The organism is Aneurinibacillus sp. Ricciae_BoGa-3 (assembly GCF_028421645.1).
GTDB lineage: Bacteria > Bacillota > Bacilli > Aneurinibacillales > Aneurinibacillaceae > Aneurinibacillus_B.
In genome coordinates, this window is the sequence record NZ_CP116887.1 from 3,152,422 (window position 1) to 3,172,314 (window position 19,893).

Consider the following 19,893-nt stretch of genomic DNA (forward strand, 5'->3'; position numbering starts at 1 on the left):
TAAGATGGATGCTAAAATCCGATCTTTATTTCCGTTTTTTTACTTAAATGTGATATAATTAAAATAACCGGAAAGAGGTGAGAACGATGTTTGTCCGCGTACTTAGTGCCACTGTGTTCGGCATCGAAGGTATTATTGTAGAGGTAGAAGTAGACATCTCCAACGGGTTGCCATCCTTTGAAGTCAGCGGCCTCGCAGCATCCTCTGTCAAAGAGGCAAGAGACAGGGTTAAAGCCGCTATCAAAAACAGCGGGTTTAACTTTCCCCTTCAACGGATCACGATTAATTTAGCGCCAGCCGATTTGAGAAAAACCGGATCCATGCTCGATGCCGCCATTGCTGTGGGGATATTAGCTGCTAGCGGACAAATTAACATACACCCGGAATTCGCGGACTGGATTGTGCTTGGTGAACTTTCACTAGAAGGCAATTTGAGGCCCATTCACGGTATTCTGCCGATGGTGCTTGCCGCAAAAAAACACCATTTATCAGGGGTCATACTCCCCCGCCGAAGCCCGGAAAATGCCGAGCGAATTCCAATACCGATGGTTCGCAGCCACTCATTAACAGACTGCATCCAATATTTATCCGGTGGTAAAGACATTCCAGCTTCCAACAGGTGTGTCATTGGACAGCCGCCGATTCAATCCGTTGAATGTTACAGCGATGTAAAAGGCCATACTCAGGCCAAGCGCGCTCTCCAGGTAGCCGCTGCGGGCTTTCACCATCTGTTAATGGTTGGCCCGCCAGGGACCGGGAAAACCATGCTTGCCTCACGATTCCACACCATTATGCCGCCTTTAGGTGAAGAGGAATCTCTGGAAGTCGATACGATATACAGTGCCTGCGGATTGCTTAAGCAGCGGATAGGCAGGGAGAAGCTTCCGCCATTCCGATCGCCTCATTCCTCAAGTACAGCGGCTGGACTCGCGGGCGGTGGAGCGTATCCACTGCCTGGAGAAATGAGTCTGGCCCATAACGGAATTCTCTTTCTGGATGAAATCGCCGAGTTTTCACGCAACGTGCTGGAGTTGCTGCGCCAGCCCTTGGAGAGCAAGTATATTACTCTCGTGCGTAAAGGTGCTAAAATTGTATATCCTTGCCATTTTTTACTATTATCCTCATTAAATCCTTGTCCTTGTGGATCATTGGGATTTGAATCGCCCACCTATACATGTACCTGCACCCCCAGTGAAATCAAACGGTACCGAAAAAAGCTCTCCGGACCTTTGATAGACCGGATAGATGTACAGATTGAAGTGCCGCGCATAAACCTGCACGAACTGAATGCCCAAAGTTCATTAACGTCGGCAGAAATGCAAAAGCAGGTCATTAAAGCAAGAGAGATTCAGCGAAACCGTTATGAAGGAACGCCATTTCGCTTTAACTCTGATTTATACGGGCGGTTTATCGGCCATTACATACCCCTTACTTCTTCCACGAAGATGTGGCTTTCTAACCTGTATGAGACACTAGGTTTGAGCAGCCGTTCCTATGATAAAATTCTTAAAATGGCCAGAACGATTGCCGATTTATCCGCTGATGAACAGGTAACCGAATTCCACATTTCAGAAGCTTTACAATATCGCAGCCTGGATCAAAGCTACTGGGAGAAATAAAAGTTTCGACAATTTTTTCTGTGGATAACTATATCTACAACAGAGATTCTTCTGGGAGCAGGAAATTTCACGTCTCAGCAGATTTCATACACAGGTTATTAACAACCCATTGTGGATAACAGAACGCTTGTTCTGTACATAAAACGGTGCTACAATATGGAAAAAGGTGAACACTGGGGGGCTTAATATGAATTTACTCTCGGATGAAGTGCTCCTTGATGCGTACTTTAAGGCCATACAACTAAAGCTTGAAAAAGATTTCATCCTGCTGCTGTATAGCGAAATTCAAAGAAGGAATCTGCCGGAGATCCAAGAACCTCGGTTTTTAATTGTATAGTCTACTGCAACATCGAAATGGCATGCAGCATACTGTGACTGGGGGGTAACAGCGAAGCTGCTCTGATACATTGAAAGAAAGATTTCCTTAAGCCGATGCGATAAACGAACTCTGCAAAAAGATTGATCACTTGGGAACCGGGTGAACAATCTTTTTTTATGTTGATCAACATAAAAATCACGCTGGTACAATAAGAATAAACAATTACTTTAACACTTTAAAGTAACATGTTGAGTAGAGAACTGAAATTTCATTGCGGACGAAAGTCCGCTTTTACTTTTTCCAGCTCCCCCTGCATCAAACCGGACGTGAGGTTTTCCCTCATCCAACTTTCCGATGTTCTTCTTTCCTCCGCTTTACGGTACTTTCTCAGACCACAAGTTTCTTTAATCCAGATTTTTGAGCCATGATGCCCACCAGTCCGAATTTATGATGTTTTTTACGACGATTCAGTTTCTTGTTCCAAAACAGTGTCAGTCTCTTTCGAATGTACCAGTCGATTTTATTTAGAAATTTATTGGCAAACGAGTCCAAGGCATAGTAGTTTCTCCACCCTTGTATGCGTGGATTAAGTTCTTCAACCATCTGATTCATCGTCCAGAACAGTCGATTTCTCGGCTCTGTGACTCTTTTACCTTTTGCTTCATTTTCTTCATGGCCTTCTTCGAAGGGTAGCTTCTTAGGATATGGCGCTCCATTCCTTTAATCTGTTTTGGAATTTTCCGGTGATGCATCCCCAGGAAATCGAAACCTTCTTGATCCCCCCATAGGTTGACCAGTTTGGATTTAGACGTGTTCATTTGTAACTCCAGTTTTGAGAACACAGCTTTGAGCACGCTGATCGACTCTAAGGCTTGTTTCTTGGTTTTGCACAAGATAACGAGATCATCGGCATATCGCACCAGCGTGCCGAGTTCGGTGAATTTCTTCTCCCAAATCGTATCCAGGTAATTAAGATAAATGTTGGCTAACAAAGGGGAAATGACACCACCTTGTGGACTTCCGATTGCAGTCTCGTACAACATACCGATCCCCATACACCGGAGAGTTCTTCCATGCTGCGCTTCCAAGCTCTTCACACGTTCCTTGGCCTTCGCCCATATTCGCAAGGCTCGGCTCTCCCTTGTCCTTTTCAGGTTCTTTTTGGCGATGCGGCAGGATTCACTTCATGTTACGGTCTGCTGTTTTGCTTGCTCCCCTTGCGGGGCTACGTTTTCACAGGGCTTCAACCTTAGGATTTCTCCACCAGTTGCCTGATAGCTACGAGGCGACTTGGTTCTTACCTCGACCGGACTTTCACCGGCTAGTTGTGCCTAGCTTGGCTGGGCGCGCATATAAAAAAGCGCATATAAAAAAGCGCATATAAAAAAAGACTGCTGAAGTTCAGCAGCCTATCAAAAGAGGAGGTTGATGTCGAGCTTACCCCATTGTATGCCTGCTCCTTTGAGAAGGACGGGTACAACAGCCCGTGTTTGAGAAAATATTTTCTTTCGAAAACGGCTGCTATCAGGGCATACCCTTGAGCTAAAAGGCGTAAGGAATATGCAATATGTCCAGCTGCTGTCCGGTGTACGTAAGTACCACGACATCAAACCGGATACCAGCCTGGCCTTTGTACTTCTGGAGGTACTCTATAGCAACCGCCCGTATTTTGCTCTGCTTCCGGGGGGTTATCGCTTCTACTCCATGGCCAAACAACGAAGATTTTCTCGTTTTCACCTCGATGAATACGAGCTGGTTGCCGTCAAGCATGATCAGATCAATTTCCCCGTTTTTCGTGCGAAAATTGGCTTGCTGAAAAACAAAACCCTTTTCTTCCAGATATTTCCGGGCGGTTTCTTCTCCAAGTCTGCCAAGCAGTTGGCGTTTAGAACTTCCTGGTTTATCTTCCATTAGTCTATAGCCCGCCTATCTGTCCGATAAACAAAAGCGAGAATTTCAGCGACAACTTGATACAGCTCGCCAGGTATTTGCTGGTTGAGCTCCAGCTGCCCGAGAAGTTGGACTAGTGAAGGATCTTCCTGTACGGGGACGTTGTTTTGCTGCGCTTGTGCAAGAATGTTCTCCGCGATAATCCCCTTGCCTTTCGCCACAACATACGGCGCCTCAGCCTCTTCAGGATTATAGCGAATCGCAACAGCTTCTTTACGCTTTTTCATACGCGAAAATCTACCCCCTTATAGCCCGCAAACCCTGCTGAGTAGCCCGTTTTCTGTGCAAAGTTTGCGCCCTCCTGCTTCTCATCCTTCACTGGCAGCACACGCACACTCGATAACTTATAGCCTTTATCAGAGAGCTCTTTTTCCAAATCCTGTCGCGTTGCCTGGATTAACGCTGAAACATCTGCTCTATTGTTATAAATAATTATGGATAGTATTTTATTGACTATCGAGACATCCAGCATTGTCTCGCCAAGATTATCCATCGATAAATAAAAAAACAATCGGCAGTTGTCAGGATCCACGCTCCCTTTACCCTTCTGGCGGGATTCCAGCTGGATAACCGCATTCGCATTGTGAACACCAGGCATGGGTACATGCAGCATCAGCTGAATTAACGGGGAACCGGCATCCGGTGCCATCATCAATTGTTGGCCGGTGATATGCGAAACGAGGGATTGCATCTCTTCTTTCATTTGCTGTGGGATAGGGTTGGCATCCGCAGGGTCAAGCAGTTGCAAAACCGAGGCTTTTAAGTTTTCGATTTGCTTGCTTTCGGCAGAACTCCCACTGCCATTGAAACCGCGAAAAGCATCATTTTCATAGTTGATCCCCATCCGGTTAAACAGCTCCTGAATAGGATGGTCCTGGGCTCTAGCAGAAAGATTCGAATTGCTTGCCAACTGGGCACCGGTTTGCTGCTGAACCTCTTGCGATCCAGCCGTTTCCTGAAGGCCACCAACTTCCTGCTTGCCTGCTATTTGCTGCTGGCGGCCCGCTTTCTGGATCAGGATCTGCTGTTCTTTATCCTGTTTAGCTGCGAGCTCACCATGGACTGACAGATCATTCGCGATGGTTCGGCGGTCAGCAGAGGAGGAACGGTTAGCTGCTTCATCTGCCAGCAGCGTCCCCGGCTGCGCCGGTTGAGGCTGGCCCCTATCCGCGTGAATGTTATCGGGGCTGCCAGCCTCCGTACTTGGTGCATACTCGCCCTTCGAAATACTTGCGGCAAGCTCAACAAGTGAACTTTTCATGTTTTGTAAATTTGTGTAAAATTGCTGGAATTTCATTTTTAATTCAGGCGATTGATTCATGTCCGCTGATTGCAGCAGACTGCCTGTGTCCGTTAACAGCCGATCCACCATGGACCCCACATTTTTGTTGTCACTGAATGTACGAAGTGCCAGCAGTGTTTCTTTTGTCAGGGGCAGCCCCTTTCTTAACGCAACAATCGCTGCATTCACCGTTTCGGCGTCGTCTCCCACTTGTCCCACTGCCTGTAAAAAGCTTTTCAAGTTTTCTGGTTTCAAGGCAATGTTGGCTTGGACCAGCTTATTAAGAAGCCCCACATTGCCCGGGGTAGACTTTATTCCGAGCGCTTTAACCAATCCCTCCATCGTCCCTTCTGACGCCTGGTTCGCCTCATTTGGCCGTGTAATCACCTTTAGCGTTACGGGACCCGCGCCAGGCTGCACCTGCAGCCACGTTTTCTGCCCAATTTCCAGGGGAGTCTCGAGCTTCGCTGTTACCGTGATCCCGCCCAGCTGCACTGCAGCATGATTATCCGGGTAAAGCTTTAGCACCGTTCCTTTAATAATTTGACCGGCACGAAGCTCAATTTGCGTTAGATTCCCGGGGGATATTTGATTCAACAAGCCGGTTATGAGTGAATTATGTATCACAGCAGCTGCCCTCCTTTCCCAGCAAATTATGGTCCTATACTCTCTATTCGTTAATGACCCTGGCAAAGCTGCGGCGGTGGATCGGGGTAGGACCTAGCCTGCGCAATGCAGCAAGGTGTTCAGCCGTTCCGTACCCCATATTTGCAGCGAACCCGTATCCCGGGAATTGTTTATCGTATTCTGCCATCATGGCATCGCGCTCTACCTTTGCTACAATGGATGCGGCAGCAATCGAAATGCTTTTGCCATCTCCGCCGATAATCGGCCTCTGCTCAACTGTTAAATGTGGAATTTTTACTGCATCATTGAGGGTAATAGACGGAGTTACAGCCAGGTTGGCCACCGCTTGCGCCATCGCCCGGAGCGTGGCCTGATAGATGTTGATCTGATCAATGATGTCGGGACCACAGCTTGTTACACAATAGGCTACTGCATTCGCTGTAATATGGGCATACATTTCTCTTCTCTGCCGTTCGGGAACTTTCTTTGAATCATTTAGACCCGGTAGATAAAAGTTCTGCGGCAGTACAACAGCAGCCGTCACAACAGGCCCTGCAAGCGGGCCGCGGCCCACTTCATCAATACCGGCAATGTATGCATGCCCAGACGCCCACAACTCCCGTTCAATTCGGCTCATTTCTTCCCAGCGCGCACGCAGAGCAGATTCTTTATCTTTGCGTTTTTCCCAGGCACTAAAGACTGCTTTCACACCGGTGCGATCATCAGCCCTCAGCAAGTCTTCCTCTTGCGCAGCAATCTCCGTGCGTGCATCAAGAAAATTCTTTATGTCTTTTATCGTCATTTTATGTATATCCATTAACTTGTCTCACCTAGAGCTTTTCGTACATTATCAACATACAAAGATATCCATCTCCTATTTATCACAAATTTTAAAATAGGTTTTCGATAAAGAGTGAAGATTATCCTTTATTCAATTACAAAAAAGAAGCGTTCTCGCCCTATTTATTATTTTTTTATTTAATATTTCGTAAAGATATTTACCCGTATGCTCTTCTCGAAAAGAGGATTGCAGAACAAACAAAAAAAGTCTACCGCTTTTCGGTAAACTTTTCTGTTTCGAATGCAACTATCTGTCAACTAGAACTAAAATTCGTGATTTTAGCTTATTAATAACCCGCTGATACTGGAGTAGCTCTCACTCTTTTTTAAAACACTACGTTTGATATTATTTATCATCTTTTTTCATTTTTAGGATTAGGAGACGCAGGAAGTGCCGCCATATTATATCCCTTGCTATGCAAATACTGAATGACTTGTGGAAGCATTTTAACGGTTTGTTTCCGTTCGTGCATTAAAATTATGGATCCTGGTTTCACACCTTCATGCTCGATATTACTAAGGATTTTTTCTGGTTTGTGTGATAAACTCCAATCCAGACTATCCACCTGCCAAAAAATGATATATTCGCCAATGCCTTTGGTCACTACTTTTGTATATTTGTTTACTGAGCCATAAGGCGGACGCATGTAAACAATCTTTTGACCGATTTTCTTTCCAATCAGGTCGGCTGACTTGGTCAAATCCTGTTGTTGTTGTTCAGCACTTTCCTTACCAAGGGCATCGTGATGCATCGTGTGAGAGCCAATTACATCACCTTGCTGGAGCATTTGATGACCAAACTGACCGAGATCATTTGTGACCTGGTCTTCAATCCAGAAGAACGAACCATGGGCACCATTTTGATGAAGAATGGAGTCAATTTCTTTAGTGTACACTCCAGGACCATCATCAAAGGTCAAATATACCGTTTTGTTATCCTTTGTAGGAATATTATCAATTAATTTACCTAGTGGTAATGCAACATTCCCTTGCTCGGTAACGGTTATCGGTAATGGGGTCTTTCTTTTTTGAAGCTCCTTCTGTTGTTCTTTATTCGTGTCTCCTTTTAATGTACTTACATTTGTAGGACTGGCAGAAGATGTGGCTGCATGGTTAAAAATAAAATTGATAATAACGATCAGTGCCAAACCACCAATTGCAGACCATATCAGGACTGCTCTTATTTTTGGTTTCAACTTTTTTCCCCTTTTCTTCTTTTCTCTTTAGCTGTATCGTACACGGATTTTGTTAAGATAGAATTAGATTTCAAATTTCTCCCTATAACTATTAAATCCTTATTAAATCTTCATTTTTGCGTACTAAAATAAGGACACGAACTAAAAGAAACTCCAATTGTTAATAAATGGGGAGAATTAAATTGACACAGAACATGAAATTTGTTTTTTCCGGTTTACTTGCGTTATGTATGCTTACTGGTTGTAGTAATACTTATATCCCAAAAGATAAAGAAGTTAATGCTCCAGCAAAAATCACACCTAAAGTGACTTCATTCGGTTATCCGATCTTTCCCGATAAACCATACGAAAAGACTACAATGGATACAACGGTACCAGGTGTTGCTGTTCTGATGTATCACCATTTCTTAGAGCCAAAAGAAAACAAGAAGTTTCGAAACAACGCGGCGGTAATTACACCTGAGCAGTTTGCAGCACAAATGAAAATCCTTTATGATAATAACTACCAGGTGATACAACTTCCTACGCTTGAACAATACGTCACTAGAAAAATAAAGCTACCAGCGAGGTGTGTTGTTTTAACGTTTGATGACGGGTATGAATCAAATTTCCGGTATGCAGCGCCGGTACTCAGACACTATCATTACAAAGCAACCTTGTTTCTAATGACCGGATCGATGCATCAAAAACCAGATGCATTTAACCCGGATAAGTTAAATCATGTTAGCTGGACTGAACTACCAAAATATAGCGATGTGTTCGATTATCAACCACATGCACATAAATTTCACCGTTTGATGGGTAAGAAAAGTTGGTTTGTCGCACAACCACTGTCTGCGGTTAAAAACGACATCCATACAGCGAAGGAATTAACACATGGTCAATATATTGCTTATCCGTACGGTCAATACAATCCTTACACGATCAATATACTGAAACAAGAAGGATTGCATTTGGCATTTACCACCCATGCAGGAAAAGTTTATCCAGGCAGTCCTATATATGAACTGCCTCGATACGGAGTATATCCTTATACAAGTCTTAAGGAATTTAAAAAAATTATTGGTTTGATAGTAAACCGCATTAACGATAAATACCATGTCGCTTCAAAACAAGTTCCGGCATGATTTTACAGAAAAACAACCAGTCCACGTTTGGCTGGTTGTTTTTCTGATCTTTGACAAACCCCATTTAATGCTATGTATAAACCACCAAACTATCTTGGTGGTTTATGTATGATTTGTCTGAATTATTCAGCTGAAAGTTCGCTGCCGATTAACCATTGATGATTCTTCACTGGTTGTCTACCAGTTGTTGGCGTGTAATCAACCATGTACACCGTCGTATGCTGCGCTGTATCTACAGTAGCAGGAGCACCTTTCATTCCGGGCATATGATCAGCCTCTAATGTAACTTTTTCACCCGGTTTGAAAGGTTGGCTGCCAGCATCTTTAATTTCTTCATGAATAACCCACTTATGATTCGTCACTTTCGGTCCACCAGTAGTTGGGGTATAGGTAACGGAATACACTGTGGTATCATAAGCACCTACGATCGTTGCCTTTGCACCTTTCATGCCAGGCATGTGGTCTGCTTGAATAATGGCTTGACTTCCTATTTTGAATGCGGGATTCTTCGCTTCTTTTAACCCTTTAGCAACTGCACCTGAAGACGAATGGCTCATATCCATGTTGCCATGGTTCATGCTATTGTGATTCATGTTGCCTTGGTTCATATTCCCTTGGCTCTTGTTACCCTGATTCGTATTTGGATTGGCATTTTGGTTATTATTCGAACTACATCCAGCTAGAAGGAATAACAACGCTGAAGATATTAAAATTGGTTTGATTTTCGACATGCCTTGACTCCTTCCATATTTATCAAATTGAACTGCATGAACTAACAAAAGTGGGTAGTCATTTGCAGCCCAACCATCCCTATTTATTAGTCTACCTCTAACTTGTGAAGAAACTGTGGAGAACCGAATGTTTGAAGAAATTATGAAGAAACAATCAGTGTTATCCTAATGCGACCGGTAATTGAATAATAAAAGCAGCTCCGTGTCCTTCGACACTGTTTATCCTTAAGGTACCATGATGTTTCTCGATAATTTCTTTACTGATAGCTAGTCCTATTCCCGATCCTCCCGTTTCCCTCGATCGCGATTTTTCCACTCGATACAGCCGTTCTGTGACATAAGCAATTTCTGACTCAGGAATACCTGGTCCTGTATCTTCAATCTCTATGACAACGCTGTTGTCGTTTTTAGCGACTCGCACATAAACACTACTACCAGGTGGCGTATACTTTCTGGCGTTTTCCAGAATGTTAATCAACACTTGCGTAATTCTTTCTCTATCCCCTTCAATAAATAAAGGAGTCTCGGGAGGAAAGTATTCAAGATGAATGTTCTTGTCATCCATTGAAACTTCTACCAACGAAAGCACATCCGTAACCGCCTCATCAATCCGAAATCGGTTGATGTGAAATGAAAAATCCCCTTGTTCCATACGAGATAAATCAAATAAATCCTTCACCAATCGTTGCAATCGGCTGCTTTGTTCACCAATAATTTTTACATACTGCAAACGTTCCTCAACGGGTAGATCAATTTGAGACAAAATATCCGAGTACCCCTTTAAATAGGTAATAGGGGTTCGTAACTCATGACTAATGTCTGCCAGGAATTCATTCCGTTGCTCCTGATAAAAGCGTATCCGATGAGACATATCGTTAATGGATTCAGCAAGCTGTGCGACCTCATCATTACCTTTTATAGGAAGTTCTATTGAATACTTCCCTTCTGCAATTTCCCCCGTGGCTTTTTTCATTTGAACAAGTGGTCGAACAATCATTCGAGAAATAAAAAAGAGGAGCCCTCCTACAATAATTAAGGTGATGCCGCCTGCAATTAGTAACATGTTGCGAAGAAAATTGACCGATTCACGAATAGGAGCCGTCGGGCTAAACATGGTGACTTCACCAATGGTCTCCCCATTCTGTAACACAGGATATTGCGAAACCAGGAACGGCTTCGCTTTCCAATCTTCGCTCACAATTGGCGTTATTAATCCAATATGGGAGTGTGACAGAGATGTCCATTTCTGTGGGGTTATTTCACCGGAACTTCCAAGGACATTGTTGTAACGATCTTGAATCACCACCATATTACTTGACCCTTTTTCCATGCGCAGTACATGGCTAATCGTCATGCTTTCAAAGTGATCACTTAGCACCATTGCGTGGCTGTGTGCTCGTTGTGTCAATTCTCCCGTTACATGGGAAAGGTAGAAGTTAAGAAAAAGAGAGTAAAGAATGCTTCCAAGTGAAAATAGAATGATAAAAAAAATGGATAACAATAAGAATCCAAGTTTCAAAGATACATGATTACGTACCACATCGATCCATGGTTTTCGGTTCATTGGAATTTGTACCCCACCCCCCATACCGTTTTGATGACATCGTGTGCTGGCGCTCCCGCAGCTCTTAGTTTTTCGCGAAGATTTTTGACATGCGTATCCACGGTGCGGTAATCTTCCACACTACGATCTGTCCAGATAAGGGCTAACAAATCATCCCGAGTAAAAATCTGACCTTTGTTTTTCATAAGCATATATAAAATGTCATACTCTCTTCGTGTTAAAGAAAGTCGCTGCTCATTATAAAAAACCTCACGTTTATCTACGTCTACCGTAATCCCATCATGTCTTAACATATTGTAACTAGGGGATGCATCTTGACTGTGCATTTGACTGCGACGCAGCATGGCTTCAACCCTCGCCAACAACTCTTCCTTGTCAAAAGGCTTTGTGATGTAATCGTCCGCTCCTAAACGCAACCCTTGTACTTTATCTCCTGTTGCTTCCCTTGCGGTCAACATAATGATGGGAATCGTTGTTTCTTGTCTAATGGTTTCACAGCAGTCCCATCCGCTCATTCCCTTCATCATTACGTCCAGCAGAATAAGCTGGTATCTTTTTTTTCGAATCGCAGTTAATGCTTCTTCCCCAGAAGCAGCTTCTTCTGTTCTATAGCCCACCTGACTGAGATAAACGGAAAGAAGCTGACGCATCGGTTGTTCATCGTCCACAATTAAGATCACTGTTTGTTGCTGCACTTGTCCACCCTCTTAACCGCGTTAGTGTAAGGTTATTTTTTTGGATCTATCCTTTCTCCTTTATACTGCAAAAATTTGAAGAAAATATGAAGAGCACTTTCGTTTCACGCACAGTGAAAGAGGTACATGATTAGTGTTGTCTTACCAAGTATTTAACAGGGAGGGATCCATATGGCCACCGCTGAAATGCAGAATTGTATCAAGGAATGTGAAAAACTCCTGATGGTTTCGCTCATCAGGAGTTTTCATACCAATATCTGAGGAAAATTGGTTTAGCCAACGGAATCCTTTGGGATGCTCAATTGTTTTTTGATACTTTCCATTCCGTGACGACTAATGAATTCATTAAATTTCTCTTTCTTTAATCCATATTGCTGATACAAAGTAATGAGTTTCTTAACCAATTCAGGCAGTTCTGTCTCATTAACCTGTTCCATTAATAATTTTGCTGTACCCGCTTTTAATGTTTTCGGTGTACCTCCAATGTAAATGTCAAAGGATTGCTTCCGCTTTACAATCCCTATATCCTTTAACAATGGTTCGCCACAAGCATTGGGACATCCTGAGTAGCCCACTCTCATCGTGAAGGGGGTTGGAATCCCAGCGATCGCCTCATTTACATTCCGCGCAGCATCTAACCCTTCAATTTCTGCTCCCTTACAGAAATTGCATACAGACAGATTCTCCACAACCGAACCTGTTTGGTAGACACACAGCCCTTGCTCCTCTAACTGTCGCTTTGCCTGTTCTGCCTGTTCTGCCTCTATTTCAATAATAAGTTGTTGAAAAGTGGTCAACTCAATTTTGACATCATTTCCGGCTACTTTTGCAATTTCCATTAAATCCTCTGAAGTAAAAACCGATCCACCCACTCTAATTTCGGGGCTTATTGCTAGACTCACTTTGTTCAATCTCCTCACCCTTTCTACTTTATTCTAAGAAAATGGTTCTCAACAACTTCGCGCTACTATTAAATATATGGGCTTATGTCTAGAGTCAGGTCATATGCCGTGACATATGATGGAGCGTGCAAAAAACCATTTAGGGGGAAATCAAATGGAAGATATGTATATGATGGGTGGTTTTATTTACAAGATGTTTCCGGTACTGAGAACGATACAACATTGTGCATCTCACTGTGAACACATGGGAAAGATGTTTCTTCACAGTCCCGATGTTTATGCTAGAACGACTCAAATTGACTTACTCCGTGACTGCGCTGATATTTGTGATTCAACTGCGAGGTATATCGCACGTAACAGCATGTTTTCCAAATCGCTTGCTAAGAAATGTGCACGTATTTGTGAAACCTGCGGAACTTACTGTTTGCAATTCCCAGATGAAGCATCGCAACTGTGTGCCCGCGTCTGCCTACATTGCGCAGCAGAATGCCGAGCATTTGTAATGGGAGTCGGGAGCGCTGATCCAAACTGGGAATAATTGATTTTGATCATAGTAGTGATGAATAATCAGGAATTAAAACCTCTTCTGCTTCGTGAAGGGGTTCCCTTCAGAGGTGCAAAACACGAAATTGGAAACTGAATAGCAAATGGTTCAGACCGTCTATTCGAAAAGTAATTCGCAGGTTATTGACATGAAAAGCGTGACACACATGATGTGCCACGCTTTTTTACGGCTCCGTGTTTAAAAGAGTATGACCTTAAAAAATACGCCAGCCAAATCGGCTGACGCATTGCGTGCGTTTCCTACTCTATAAGGTCATCAACCTTATTCCTAGGCTAGATTTTCAGATGACTTAATAAGAGATTGGTGTTTCTCAACCTTGCGACTCTGCAGCCATTCATAAATAACAGGAATAACAAGGAAACTATTGAGGGTTGAAGTAATCATCCCTCCGATGACTACTATTCCAAGTGTTTGGGAAATGACTGTATCTGTGCTATGTGTAAGTGCTAGCGGCAAAAGAGTCAAAATGGTCGTTCCAGCCGTCATGAAAATCGGACGTACCCGGGATAAGCTTCCGCGAATAATAGCGTCACGGAGCTCCATTCCCTCTAACCGATTACGCTCAATTTTGTCAATCATAACGATACCATTTGTAACCACAATACCTACAAGCATCAGTACACCGATCAACGCAGCCAGGTTCCATTCTCCTCCAAAGAGAATAAGACTCAGTACGACCCCACTCAATGCCAGTGGAATGCTAAGAAGAACGGCAAGAGGTGCTCTCCATCCTTTAAAGACAGCGCTGGTAATCAACAGGACAAGCAGGACAGAGAAAGCCAAAGCTATTGACATGTCAACAATCATTTGTGTTACCTGGTCTGAAATTCCGCCTAATGAGAACGTGACGCCTTTGGGCAGAGATGTCTGTTCCAGGGTTTTCTCTACTTGAGCGGACACACCACTCATATCGTTTGATGTAATCTGAGCTGTCACCGAGGTATATGGCTGCCCGTCACGCTCCTGGATAGAAGAAGGTGTGTGATTTGTGGTAATAGTCGCAAGCTGATCTAAGCGAATTTTTTGTCCGTTCTTTCCGGTAACTGTCTCAGCACCAAGCGAAGCGACTAGTTTGGATGGATCTGTAGCATTCAGGGTTGCACCGCTGCTTTTTTGCTGCAACTGATCCAGATACATATCCCCCGGAATCGCACGAGCGCTCGTGGTAATTGAGAAATCTTTCGGCTGGTTGAAGTAACGAGTGAAGATGCGTGTAATATCATCGAGCTTTACACCAGCCTGATTAATTTTATTTTGATCAAGCGCAACTGTATACTTCGGCATTCCATTTGTCATATCCACTTTTCCATCTACACTGAGTCCGGAGATGTGTACTAATGCAGTTCGGATTTTTTGTCCTGCCTCATCTACTGATTTCTGATCCGGACCTGTAAGCATCACTTTTAACTGCGAATCATCGCCAGAAATATTCTGATTTGACACAGTATAGTTAGCTTTGTTTGAAAGTGGCAAAAGAGAAGACTGAAGACTGGCAATGACAGAAGTAAGTTGGCTCTTGTCCTTAAGTGTTACAGATAAATTGGCGACATTTGGTTGCGCGATGGAACCGCCGCCCTGATCGAATACATCATCGCTCTGTGGCTCAAAACTTGAACCAAAGGTAGCGGAGTAGGCAGCTACGTTAGGATTAGACCGAAGAACATTTTCTGCTTTCTTCACTTCTGAATCAACCTGAGCTAATGAGCTTCCTTTTGGCAACTCAATTTTCACTGCCACCTGACCTGATTTTGCACTTGGCAAAAAGTTCACCGGTAAGAAGGAGGAGTAAATTCCGGCACCCACAAAAAGCACAATCGAAGAGAGTATGACAACAGACTTTCTTCTAAAAGCGAAATTCAGAAAAGGTTTCATTTTTGATTCAAGTGTTACTGCTTCACCACTAACCCCTTTCCATCCCATAAAGAAAAAGGATGGGATCACGAGTATGGCAACAAAGAAAGAAACAACGAGTGCTGTGACAACTGACCAGGCGAATCCTGAAAACGATGCACTGATGATGCCACCTACCAAGGCAATGGGCACATACACTGCAATGGTAGTCGCTGTAGATGCGAAAATCGCGGGTACCATTTCATTCACAGCAGAAACAGCTGTTTGCAGCATTGTTTTATCAGGATTTCCTTTTGATTCCTGTATTCTTCGATAAATATTGTCCAAAATGACAATGGAATCATCTACAATTCTTCCCATGGCAACGATGAGTCCAGAAACGGTAAGGATGTTAAGCGTGATCCCCATCCATTTAAGGACAGCGGTGGTTCCCAGCAGGGAGATAGGTAAAGACACTGCAATCAACAACGTGGAACGTACATTTCGGAAGAACAGGAACACACAAACCATCGAGAATACACAGCCTAGCAAGCCCTCGCGAACCAATCCTAAAAGTGAAGCATTTAGCTCATGTGCTCGGTCAAGCATAACAGTGAGAGAAACATCTCCGTTCTTGATGGGAGCGATTTGTGCGACCCGCTGCTGAACACGGTCCGATACATCTGTTATATTGGCTGACGGCGTCTTTAATACATTAAGCAGAACACTTGGCTTTCCATTTGTTCTTGAAACCGTCTTAACATCGGTTAAAGAATGAGACACATCTGCAACACTAGAAAGAGGTATCGTTTTTCCCTGCTTATTTTGAATGGAGATGTCTTTAACCTGCTGATCACTCCAGTTTAACCCCTGAATAGTAATCGGCACGGAAGACTTACCGTTAGGAATTGAACCGGATGCCCAGGCAGGCATAGCGGATGAAAGAGATTTGCTTAGGTCATCTACGGTAAGTCCATAATTTTTGAGATCGTGCATGCGTACAGTGATCACATACCCAGCATTCGCAGCACCAATAGCCTGTACATCGGCAACCCCTGGTACTGATTTAAGCTGTTTTGTAATAGTAGCCTGAACCGTAGATCGAAGTGCAGTTCCATCAATGCGATCACTGGATAGACTGTAGCTTAAAATTGGAAAAGAGTTCGTAGTTACACGCGTGACGGTGGGTTGGTTTACACCATCCGGAAGACTGGCGCTCTCCAGTGCTTGTTTCACCTGGTTCTCAGCATGGGCCATATCAAAATCCATCGGGAAATACAAATTCATGAGAAGTCCCCCGTCGTAGGAAGTCGTCTCTAGGTGGCTTAGTCCATCCGTTGAAAGAACAGCATCCGCCACTTTGTCCGTAATCGTCTGTTTAATCTGATCCGCTTGATAAGAAGGAGTACGAAGTGAGACAAGCAGTGTGGTGTTATTTATGCTTGGAAGGTAGTCACGCTGCATCTGAAACGCTGAAATTCCTCCCCAGGCAACAATAAGGATGATGCATACCAGGAGAAGCACTGCTCGTTGCATCGTCGCTTCAATTATTTTTTTCATATTTTCGTTTTTGAAGTTAACTTAAAACTTCAAATTCCCTCCTCATATTGTCTTTTGTTGAACTTGGAATTGCTGTGCACACAAAATCCCTAAGCTAGCTGTTCATTTAACAAGACGGCTGGCAAGGAGCAAAAAGTTCATTTCAACAAAAGTTTTTTTGCTCATAAAAAAATCCCCCTTTTTTAACCGATAAGGAGGATTTCGTATTTCCTATAGAAGCATTCCACTTAAGCCTCACCATTCAACCGTTATGATTGATCTGTTTTACAGCGGTTCTCCACAAAACGTTTAAGGACATAGCCAGAACGCCAGTTGCCACCAATACAATACCTGATGCCACAATACTGAACATACTCATTTTCCCTCCTTCCACAAACTATCCTTCATCTGATTCGTCTCTGCCAAAGACGGACAACTGAAACACCTACGGAGATACACATTACAATAAAAAGAAGAATCCAACCGAGAACTGGGATGTTACTTAAAGCCGTAATAAAGATTGCTCCTGACAAGGTAGTAAACCAAGGCTCATCACGTTTAAACCGATCATGCAAAAGCACATCACCGACATGAAAAGCAACCACACCATATCCAAAGGAAGCGATAACTAATAAGAGAATGATAAGAATGACGGTAATTGGCAATCCGATGATAGTAAGTCCAATCAAACTGCTTACAACGACTACAAGAACAGATAAAACGAGACCAATGACTCCCAATCTTGTTGCGGATTGCGTTAGTAGATCAATCGATTTTTGAAGGTGATTGCGAAATAAGAGTACAACAAAAATTGGAACAACGAGTAATACAACACTAAGTGCTATTCGGATGCCCCAAAATCCCACCATGATCACAAGCGCCATTAGGACATTGTTCAATAAGGTATTGTTAAAATCAAGACTTATGCTGTCTTGTACGACGGCTCCACTCTCGTGTCTTACGGTACCACCGAGGGCAATAACCACCCCCGTATGTGACGTTCTTGTCAATTGCACATCCCCATTAATCACAAAGACTGTATCGGTGACAGTACCAGAAATGGTTACATTATGACCAATGACAACCAAGCTTTCCATTGATTGTCCCTCCGAAATAGTCGTGGGAGCGTTTCGAATCATCGTATTCGGTAATGCTGCCAAAGCCGATTTCGAAGAGAGCAAAACAAAAGAAACAACACATACAATCATCACAAGGTATGGAACTGCAATTTTCACTAAGTGTTTCACATACTCACCCATTCATAGCGAAATTTCTCAACAGTTTCTTTAGACTCCAAACGCCGAAAATCATTATAGCTGAGCTAATTAATAAAAGTTCTCCAAGTAAAATAGTGTTCTCACCGACAAGCAAAGTTAACACCGACAATGCTCGATAGGCAACATGCATAAATAGATAAAGGATTTTCCCTTCAAACAAGCCCCAACCAGATAATAGCCCGATAAATATAAGCAGCCCACTCATGAGAATGGTCAGTGCAGTGCCGATAACCCACCGTTTTCTACTTAATAGGCTTTGTGATTCCTCTATTCCGGCGAAAATACGATCTGTTAGATTGTCCGAAGCTGTATAAGTTAAAAAATCTTCATGAATTATTGTAGATACTAATTTCAAGTCTTCAAACAGCGCCCTGCAAGATTGACATCTGTGCAGGTGCTCTGAAACCCTTTGTTCCTCCTCCTTGGGCAGCTCCTTATCAAGGAAATCCGATAACTGGTCCACTACATGTACATCACTCAATTATTTTCCCTCCTCGTCAGCTTGTTGTAAAAGGAACTGACGCAACTGTAGACGGCCAGTATGCAATCTTGATTTAACCGTACCAAGTGGAATCGATAATAGATCTGCAATCTCCTGATAGTCGAATCCATGGACTTCTTTCAAAACAATAACCACACGCTTTTCAGGCGAAAGTTGGGCAAGTGCTTCTTGCAGGGATAGACGGTTCATTGATTGCAATTGTTCTTCCTGAACCAAGGATTGTGAATGTGCCATATTTTCTATATCCTCGGATTGAACGGTAGAACGCCTTTTTTTTAAACGGTCAAGACAGTTATTCGTCACAATACGTGAGAGCCATGAATGAAAAGCATACGCGCTTTTTAATTTTTTTATCGAAAAGAACGCTTTGGTAAATGCCTCCTGTACAGCATCTTCTGCCTCCATTCGATCATTTAAGATGCCATACGCTAAACGAAAAGCAAATGACTGGTATCGGTGTACGATTTCTGTAAAAGCTTCCCGATTTCCCTGCATGGCGGATTGAATCACAGGTTCAATATCGGGATTAACCATGAAACAACCCTCCACATCCTCATTTCGAACCCTTAAATTTAAATCGTGCATGAATAAGGTCTATTATTCCAGTATCGCTCTTTATCAACCTTATTAATCCACTGAAAAGAGCTAGTGTTCCCTAACTCTTTTAGATGGTTTTCCAGCCTCTTTCGCTGACTGAAATGAGACTTACAGCTTGATATTTAATGCGAAACAAAGGGCAGACGGGAAGTAACTTTTTCGTATATAGCTATTACTAAACGAACCACGGGCTCTAATAACCTCTTTCCTTTACTAATGAGGAAAGCGGAAATGATCGCTACAATAATTGAACCAAGAACATCGCCGGGGTAGTGGTGTCCAACAAAGATTCGAGAAAATCCGGTTAAAACGGCTAACACGAGCATTCCATATCCCCATTTGGGTTTAAACATTAACATAGCGATAGCTAATCCAAATGCACCGGATGTATGATCACTCGGGAAAGATGCATCATTGGGATGCGGAAGTAGCAGATTAACATGGTGCGTAATAAACGGTCTTGGTTCAAAGTATACCTTGCTAATAATTAAATTGAATACGATAGCAAGTACCCCGGTTATTCCCGCGTAAAGTACCGATCGTTTATCCATTTTATTTCCGGCAAGCCAAATGGCAATTAATATTAGGGCATATATAACAAGCGCGTAATTCGTGATAAAACACATGATTGCATCAAGCCACGACAATTTGCCTGCCCATTGGTTAACTAAATGAAACAAATAATAATTCATGATAGACCTCACCTTCTTTTGTCATTCATAAATACAAGA

At 43.1% G+C, this 19,893-nt stretch carries 20 protein-coding genes; 4 read left to right on the forward strand and 16 right to left on the reverse strand.

Annotation, left to right across the window (positions count from 1 at the left end; translation table 11 throughout):
• Positions 1-86 precede the first annotated feature (86 nt).
• Both PP175_RS15945 and PP175_RS15950 read left to right on the forward strand, forming a co-directional pair.
• On the forward strand, positions 87-1,619 hold the full coding sequence (locus PP175_RS15945) for a YifB family Mg chelatase-like AAA ATPase (RefSeq protein ID WP_272439319.1): 1,533 nt from the start codon (positions 87-89) through the stop codon (positions 1,617-1,619).
• A 187-nt stretch (positions 1,620-1,806) separates the two neighbouring features.
• Positions 1,807-1,956, forward strand: coding sequence for a sporulation histidine kinase inhibitor Sda (locus tag PP175_RS15950; protein WP_272439320.1), 150 nt, complete (start codon positions 1,807-1,809; stop codon positions 1,954-1,956).
• Positions 1,957-2,325: 369 nt separating this feature from the next.
• Here PP175_RS15950 and PP175_RS15955 read toward each other — a convergent pair whose 3' ends face one another.
• The 7 genes from PP175_RS15955 to PP175_RS15985 all read right to left on the reverse strand — a co-directional run bounded on the left by PP175_RS15955 (position 2,326) and on the right by PP175_RS15985 (position 7,833).
• Entirely contained in the window at positions 2,326-2,550 is a 225-nt protein-coding gene (locus PP175_RS15955) for a group II intron maturase-specific domain-containing protein (protein ID WP_272439321.1), read from the reverse strand.
• Entirely contained in the window at positions 2,547-3,065 is a 519-nt protein-coding gene (locus PP175_RS15960) for a reverse transcriptase domain-containing protein (RefSeq protein ID WP_272439322.1), read from the reverse strand. The genes PP175_RS15955 and PP175_RS15960 overlap by 4 nt, the downstream gene beginning before the upstream one ends.
• Positions 3,066-3,480: 415 nt before the next feature.
• The gene (locus PP175_RS15965) at positions 3,481-3,849 is read right to left on the reverse strand and encodes a YraN family protein (RefSeq protein WP_272439323.1); all 369 of its coding nucleotides are present in this window, start codon (positions 3,847-3,849) and stop codon (positions 3,481-3,483) included.
• Positions 3,849-4,115 carry an EscU/YscU/HrcU family type III secretion system export apparatus switch protein gene (locus tag PP175_RS15970; RefSeq protein ID WP_272439325.1) on the reverse strand — a complete coding sequence of 89 codons (267 nt, stop codon included), beginning with the start codon at positions 4,113-4,115 and terminating at the stop codon, positions 3,849-3,851. Before PP175_RS15970 ends, PP175_RS15965 begins: the two co-directional genes overlap by 1 nt.
• Positions 4,112-5,797 carry a hypothetical protein gene (locus PP175_RS15975; RefSeq protein WP_272439326.1) on the reverse strand — a complete coding sequence of 562 codons (1,686 nt, stop codon included), beginning with the start codon at positions 5,795-5,797 and terminating at the stop codon, positions 4,112-4,114. The genes PP175_RS15970 and PP175_RS15975 overlap by 4 nt, the downstream gene beginning before the upstream one ends.
• Before the next feature lie 43 nt (positions 5,798-5,840).
• Positions 5,841-6,608: a ribonuclease HII gene (locus tag PP175_RS15980; protein ID WP_272443289.1), complete on the reverse strand. Its 768-nt coding sequence runs from the start codon at positions 6,606-6,608 to the stop codon at positions 5,841-5,843.
• 382 nt (positions 6,609-6,990) lie between these two features.
• The gene (locus PP175_RS15985; protein WP_272439327.1) at positions 6,991-7,833 is read right to left on the reverse strand and encodes a polysaccharide deacetylase family protein; all 843 of its coding nucleotides are present in this window, start codon (positions 7,831-7,833) and stop codon (positions 6,991-6,993) included.
• Between the two features lie 182 nt (positions 7,834-8,015).
• Here PP175_RS15985 and PP175_RS15990 point away from each other — a divergent pair, with 182 nt between their 5' ends.
• Positions 8,016-8,960, forward strand: coding sequence for a polysaccharide deacetylase family protein (locus PP175_RS15990; RefSeq protein WP_272439328.1), 945 nt, complete (start codon positions 8,016-8,018; stop codon positions 8,958-8,960).
• Positions 8,961-9,082: 122 nt separating this feature from the next.
• Here PP175_RS15990 and PP175_RS15995 read toward each other — a convergent pair whose 3' ends face one another.
• The 4 genes from PP175_RS15995 to PP175_RS16010 form a co-directional block, all read right to left on the reverse strand.
• A complete protein-coding gene (locus PP175_RS15995) occupies positions 9,083-9,691 on the reverse strand; it encodes a YdhK family protein (protein WP_272439329.1) in 609 nt (202 codons plus the stop codon).
• Positions 9,692-9,851: 160 nt separating this feature from the next.
• Entirely contained in the window at positions 9,852-11,255 is a 1,404-nt protein-coding gene (locus tag PP175_RS16000; RefSeq protein ID WP_272439330.1) for a sensor histidine kinase, read from the reverse strand.
• The gene (locus PP175_RS16005) at positions 11,252-11,950 is read right to left on the reverse strand and encodes a response regulator transcription factor (protein ID WP_272439331.1); all 699 of its coding nucleotides are present in this window, start codon (positions 11,948-11,950) and stop codon (positions 11,252-11,254) included. The genes PP175_RS16000 and PP175_RS16005 overlap by 4 nt, the downstream gene beginning before the upstream one ends.
• A gap of 272 nt (positions 11,951-12,222) precedes the next feature.
• Entirely contained in the window at positions 12,223-12,852 is a 630-nt protein-coding gene (locus PP175_RS16010) for a nitrite reductase (RefSeq protein WP_272439332.1), read from the reverse strand.
• Between the two features lie 154 nt (positions 12,853-13,006).
• Here PP175_RS16010 and PP175_RS16015 point away from each other — a divergent pair, with 154 nt between their 5' ends.
• Positions 13,007-13,390 carry a four-helix bundle copper-binding protein gene (locus tag PP175_RS16015; protein WP_272439333.1) on the forward strand — a complete coding sequence of 128 codons (384 nt, stop codon included), beginning with the start codon at positions 13,007-13,009 and terminating at the stop codon, positions 13,388-13,390.
• A gap of 294 nt (positions 13,391-13,684) precedes the next feature.
• On the opposite strand, the gene PP175_RS16020 is transcribed toward PP175_RS16015, so the two are convergent.
• The 5 genes from PP175_RS16020 to PP175_RS16040 all read right to left on the reverse strand — a co-directional run bounded on the left by PP175_RS16020 (position 13,685) and on the right by PP175_RS16040 (position 19,854).
• A complete protein-coding gene (locus PP175_RS16020; RefSeq protein WP_272439334.1) occupies positions 13,685-16,807 on the reverse strand; it encodes an efflux RND transporter permease subunit in 3,123 nt (1,040 codons plus the stop codon).
• Positions 16,808-17,190: 383 nt separating this feature from the next.
• The gene (locus tag PP175_RS16025; protein WP_272439335.1) at positions 17,191-17,883 is read right to left on the reverse strand and encodes a DUF8173 domain-containing protein; all 693 of its coding nucleotides are present in this window, start codon (positions 17,881-17,883) and stop codon (positions 17,191-17,193) included.
• Positions 17,884-18,037: 154 nt separating this feature from the next.
• Positions 18,038-18,544 (reverse strand): anti-sigma factor family protein, encoded by a 507-nt coding sequence (locus PP175_RS16030; RefSeq protein ID WP_272439336.1) that lies wholly within the window; start codon positions 18,542-18,544, stop codon positions 18,038-18,040.
• On the reverse strand, positions 18,545-19,099 hold the full coding sequence (locus tag PP175_RS16035) for an RNA polymerase sigma factor (RefSeq protein ID WP_272439337.1): 555 nt from the start codon (positions 19,097-19,099) through the stop codon (positions 18,545-18,547).
• Between the two features lie 185 nt (positions 19,100-19,284).
• The gene (locus tag PP175_RS16040; protein WP_272439338.1) at positions 19,285-19,854 is read right to left on the reverse strand and encodes an undecaprenyl-diphosphatase; all 570 of its coding nucleotides are present in this window, start codon (positions 19,852-19,854) and stop codon (positions 19,285-19,287) included.
• Between the last annotated feature and the right edge of the window lie 39 nt (positions 19,855-19,893).

Coding starts and splice junctions, on each gene's coding strand:
- PP175_RS16025 (WP_272439335.1), bottom strand. CDS start 17,883: ATGGAAAGCTTGGTTGTCATTGGTCATAATGTAACCATTTCTGGTACT.
- PP175_RS16020 (WP_272439334.1), bottom strand. CDS start 16,807: ATGAAAAAAATAATTGAAGCGACGATGCAACGAGCAGTGCTTCTCCTG.
- PP175_RS15970 (WP_272439325.1), bottom strand. CDS start 4,115: ATGAAAAAGCGTAAAGAAGCTGTTGCGATTCGCTATAATCCTGAAGAG.
- PP175_RS15950 (WP_272439320.1), top strand. CDS start 1,807: ATGAATTTACTCTCGGATGAAGTGCTCCTTGATGCGTACTTTAAGGCC.
- PP175_RS16040 (WP_272439338.1), bottom strand. CDS start 19,854: ATGAATTATTATTTGTTTCATTTAGTTAACCAATGGGCAGGCAAATTG.
- PP175_RS15995 (WP_272439329.1), bottom strand. CDS start 9,691: ATGTCGAAAATCAAACCAATTTTAATATCTTCAGCGTTGTTATTCCTT.
- PP175_RS16015 (WP_272439333.1), top strand. CDS start 13,007: ATGGAAGATATGTATATGATGGGTGGTTTTATTTACAAGATGTTTCCG.
- PP175_RS16000 (WP_272439330.1), bottom strand. CDS start 11,255: ATGAACCGAAAACCATGGATCGATGTGGTACGTAATCATGTATCTTTG.
- PP175_RS15955 (WP_272439321.1), bottom strand. CDS start 2,550: ATGAATCAGATGGTTGAAGAACTTAATCCACGCATACAAGGGTGGAGA.
- PP175_RS15945 (WP_272439319.1), top strand. CDS start 87: ATGTTTGTCCGCGTACTTAGTGCCACTGTGTTCGGCATCGAAGGTATT.
- PP175_RS15965 (WP_272439323.1), bottom strand. CDS start 3,849: ATGGAAGATAAACCAGGAAGTTCTAAACGCCAACTGCTTGGCAGACTT.
- PP175_RS16035 (WP_272439337.1), bottom strand. CDS start 19,099: ATGGTTAATCCCGATATTGAACCTGTGATTCAATCCGCCATGCAGGGA.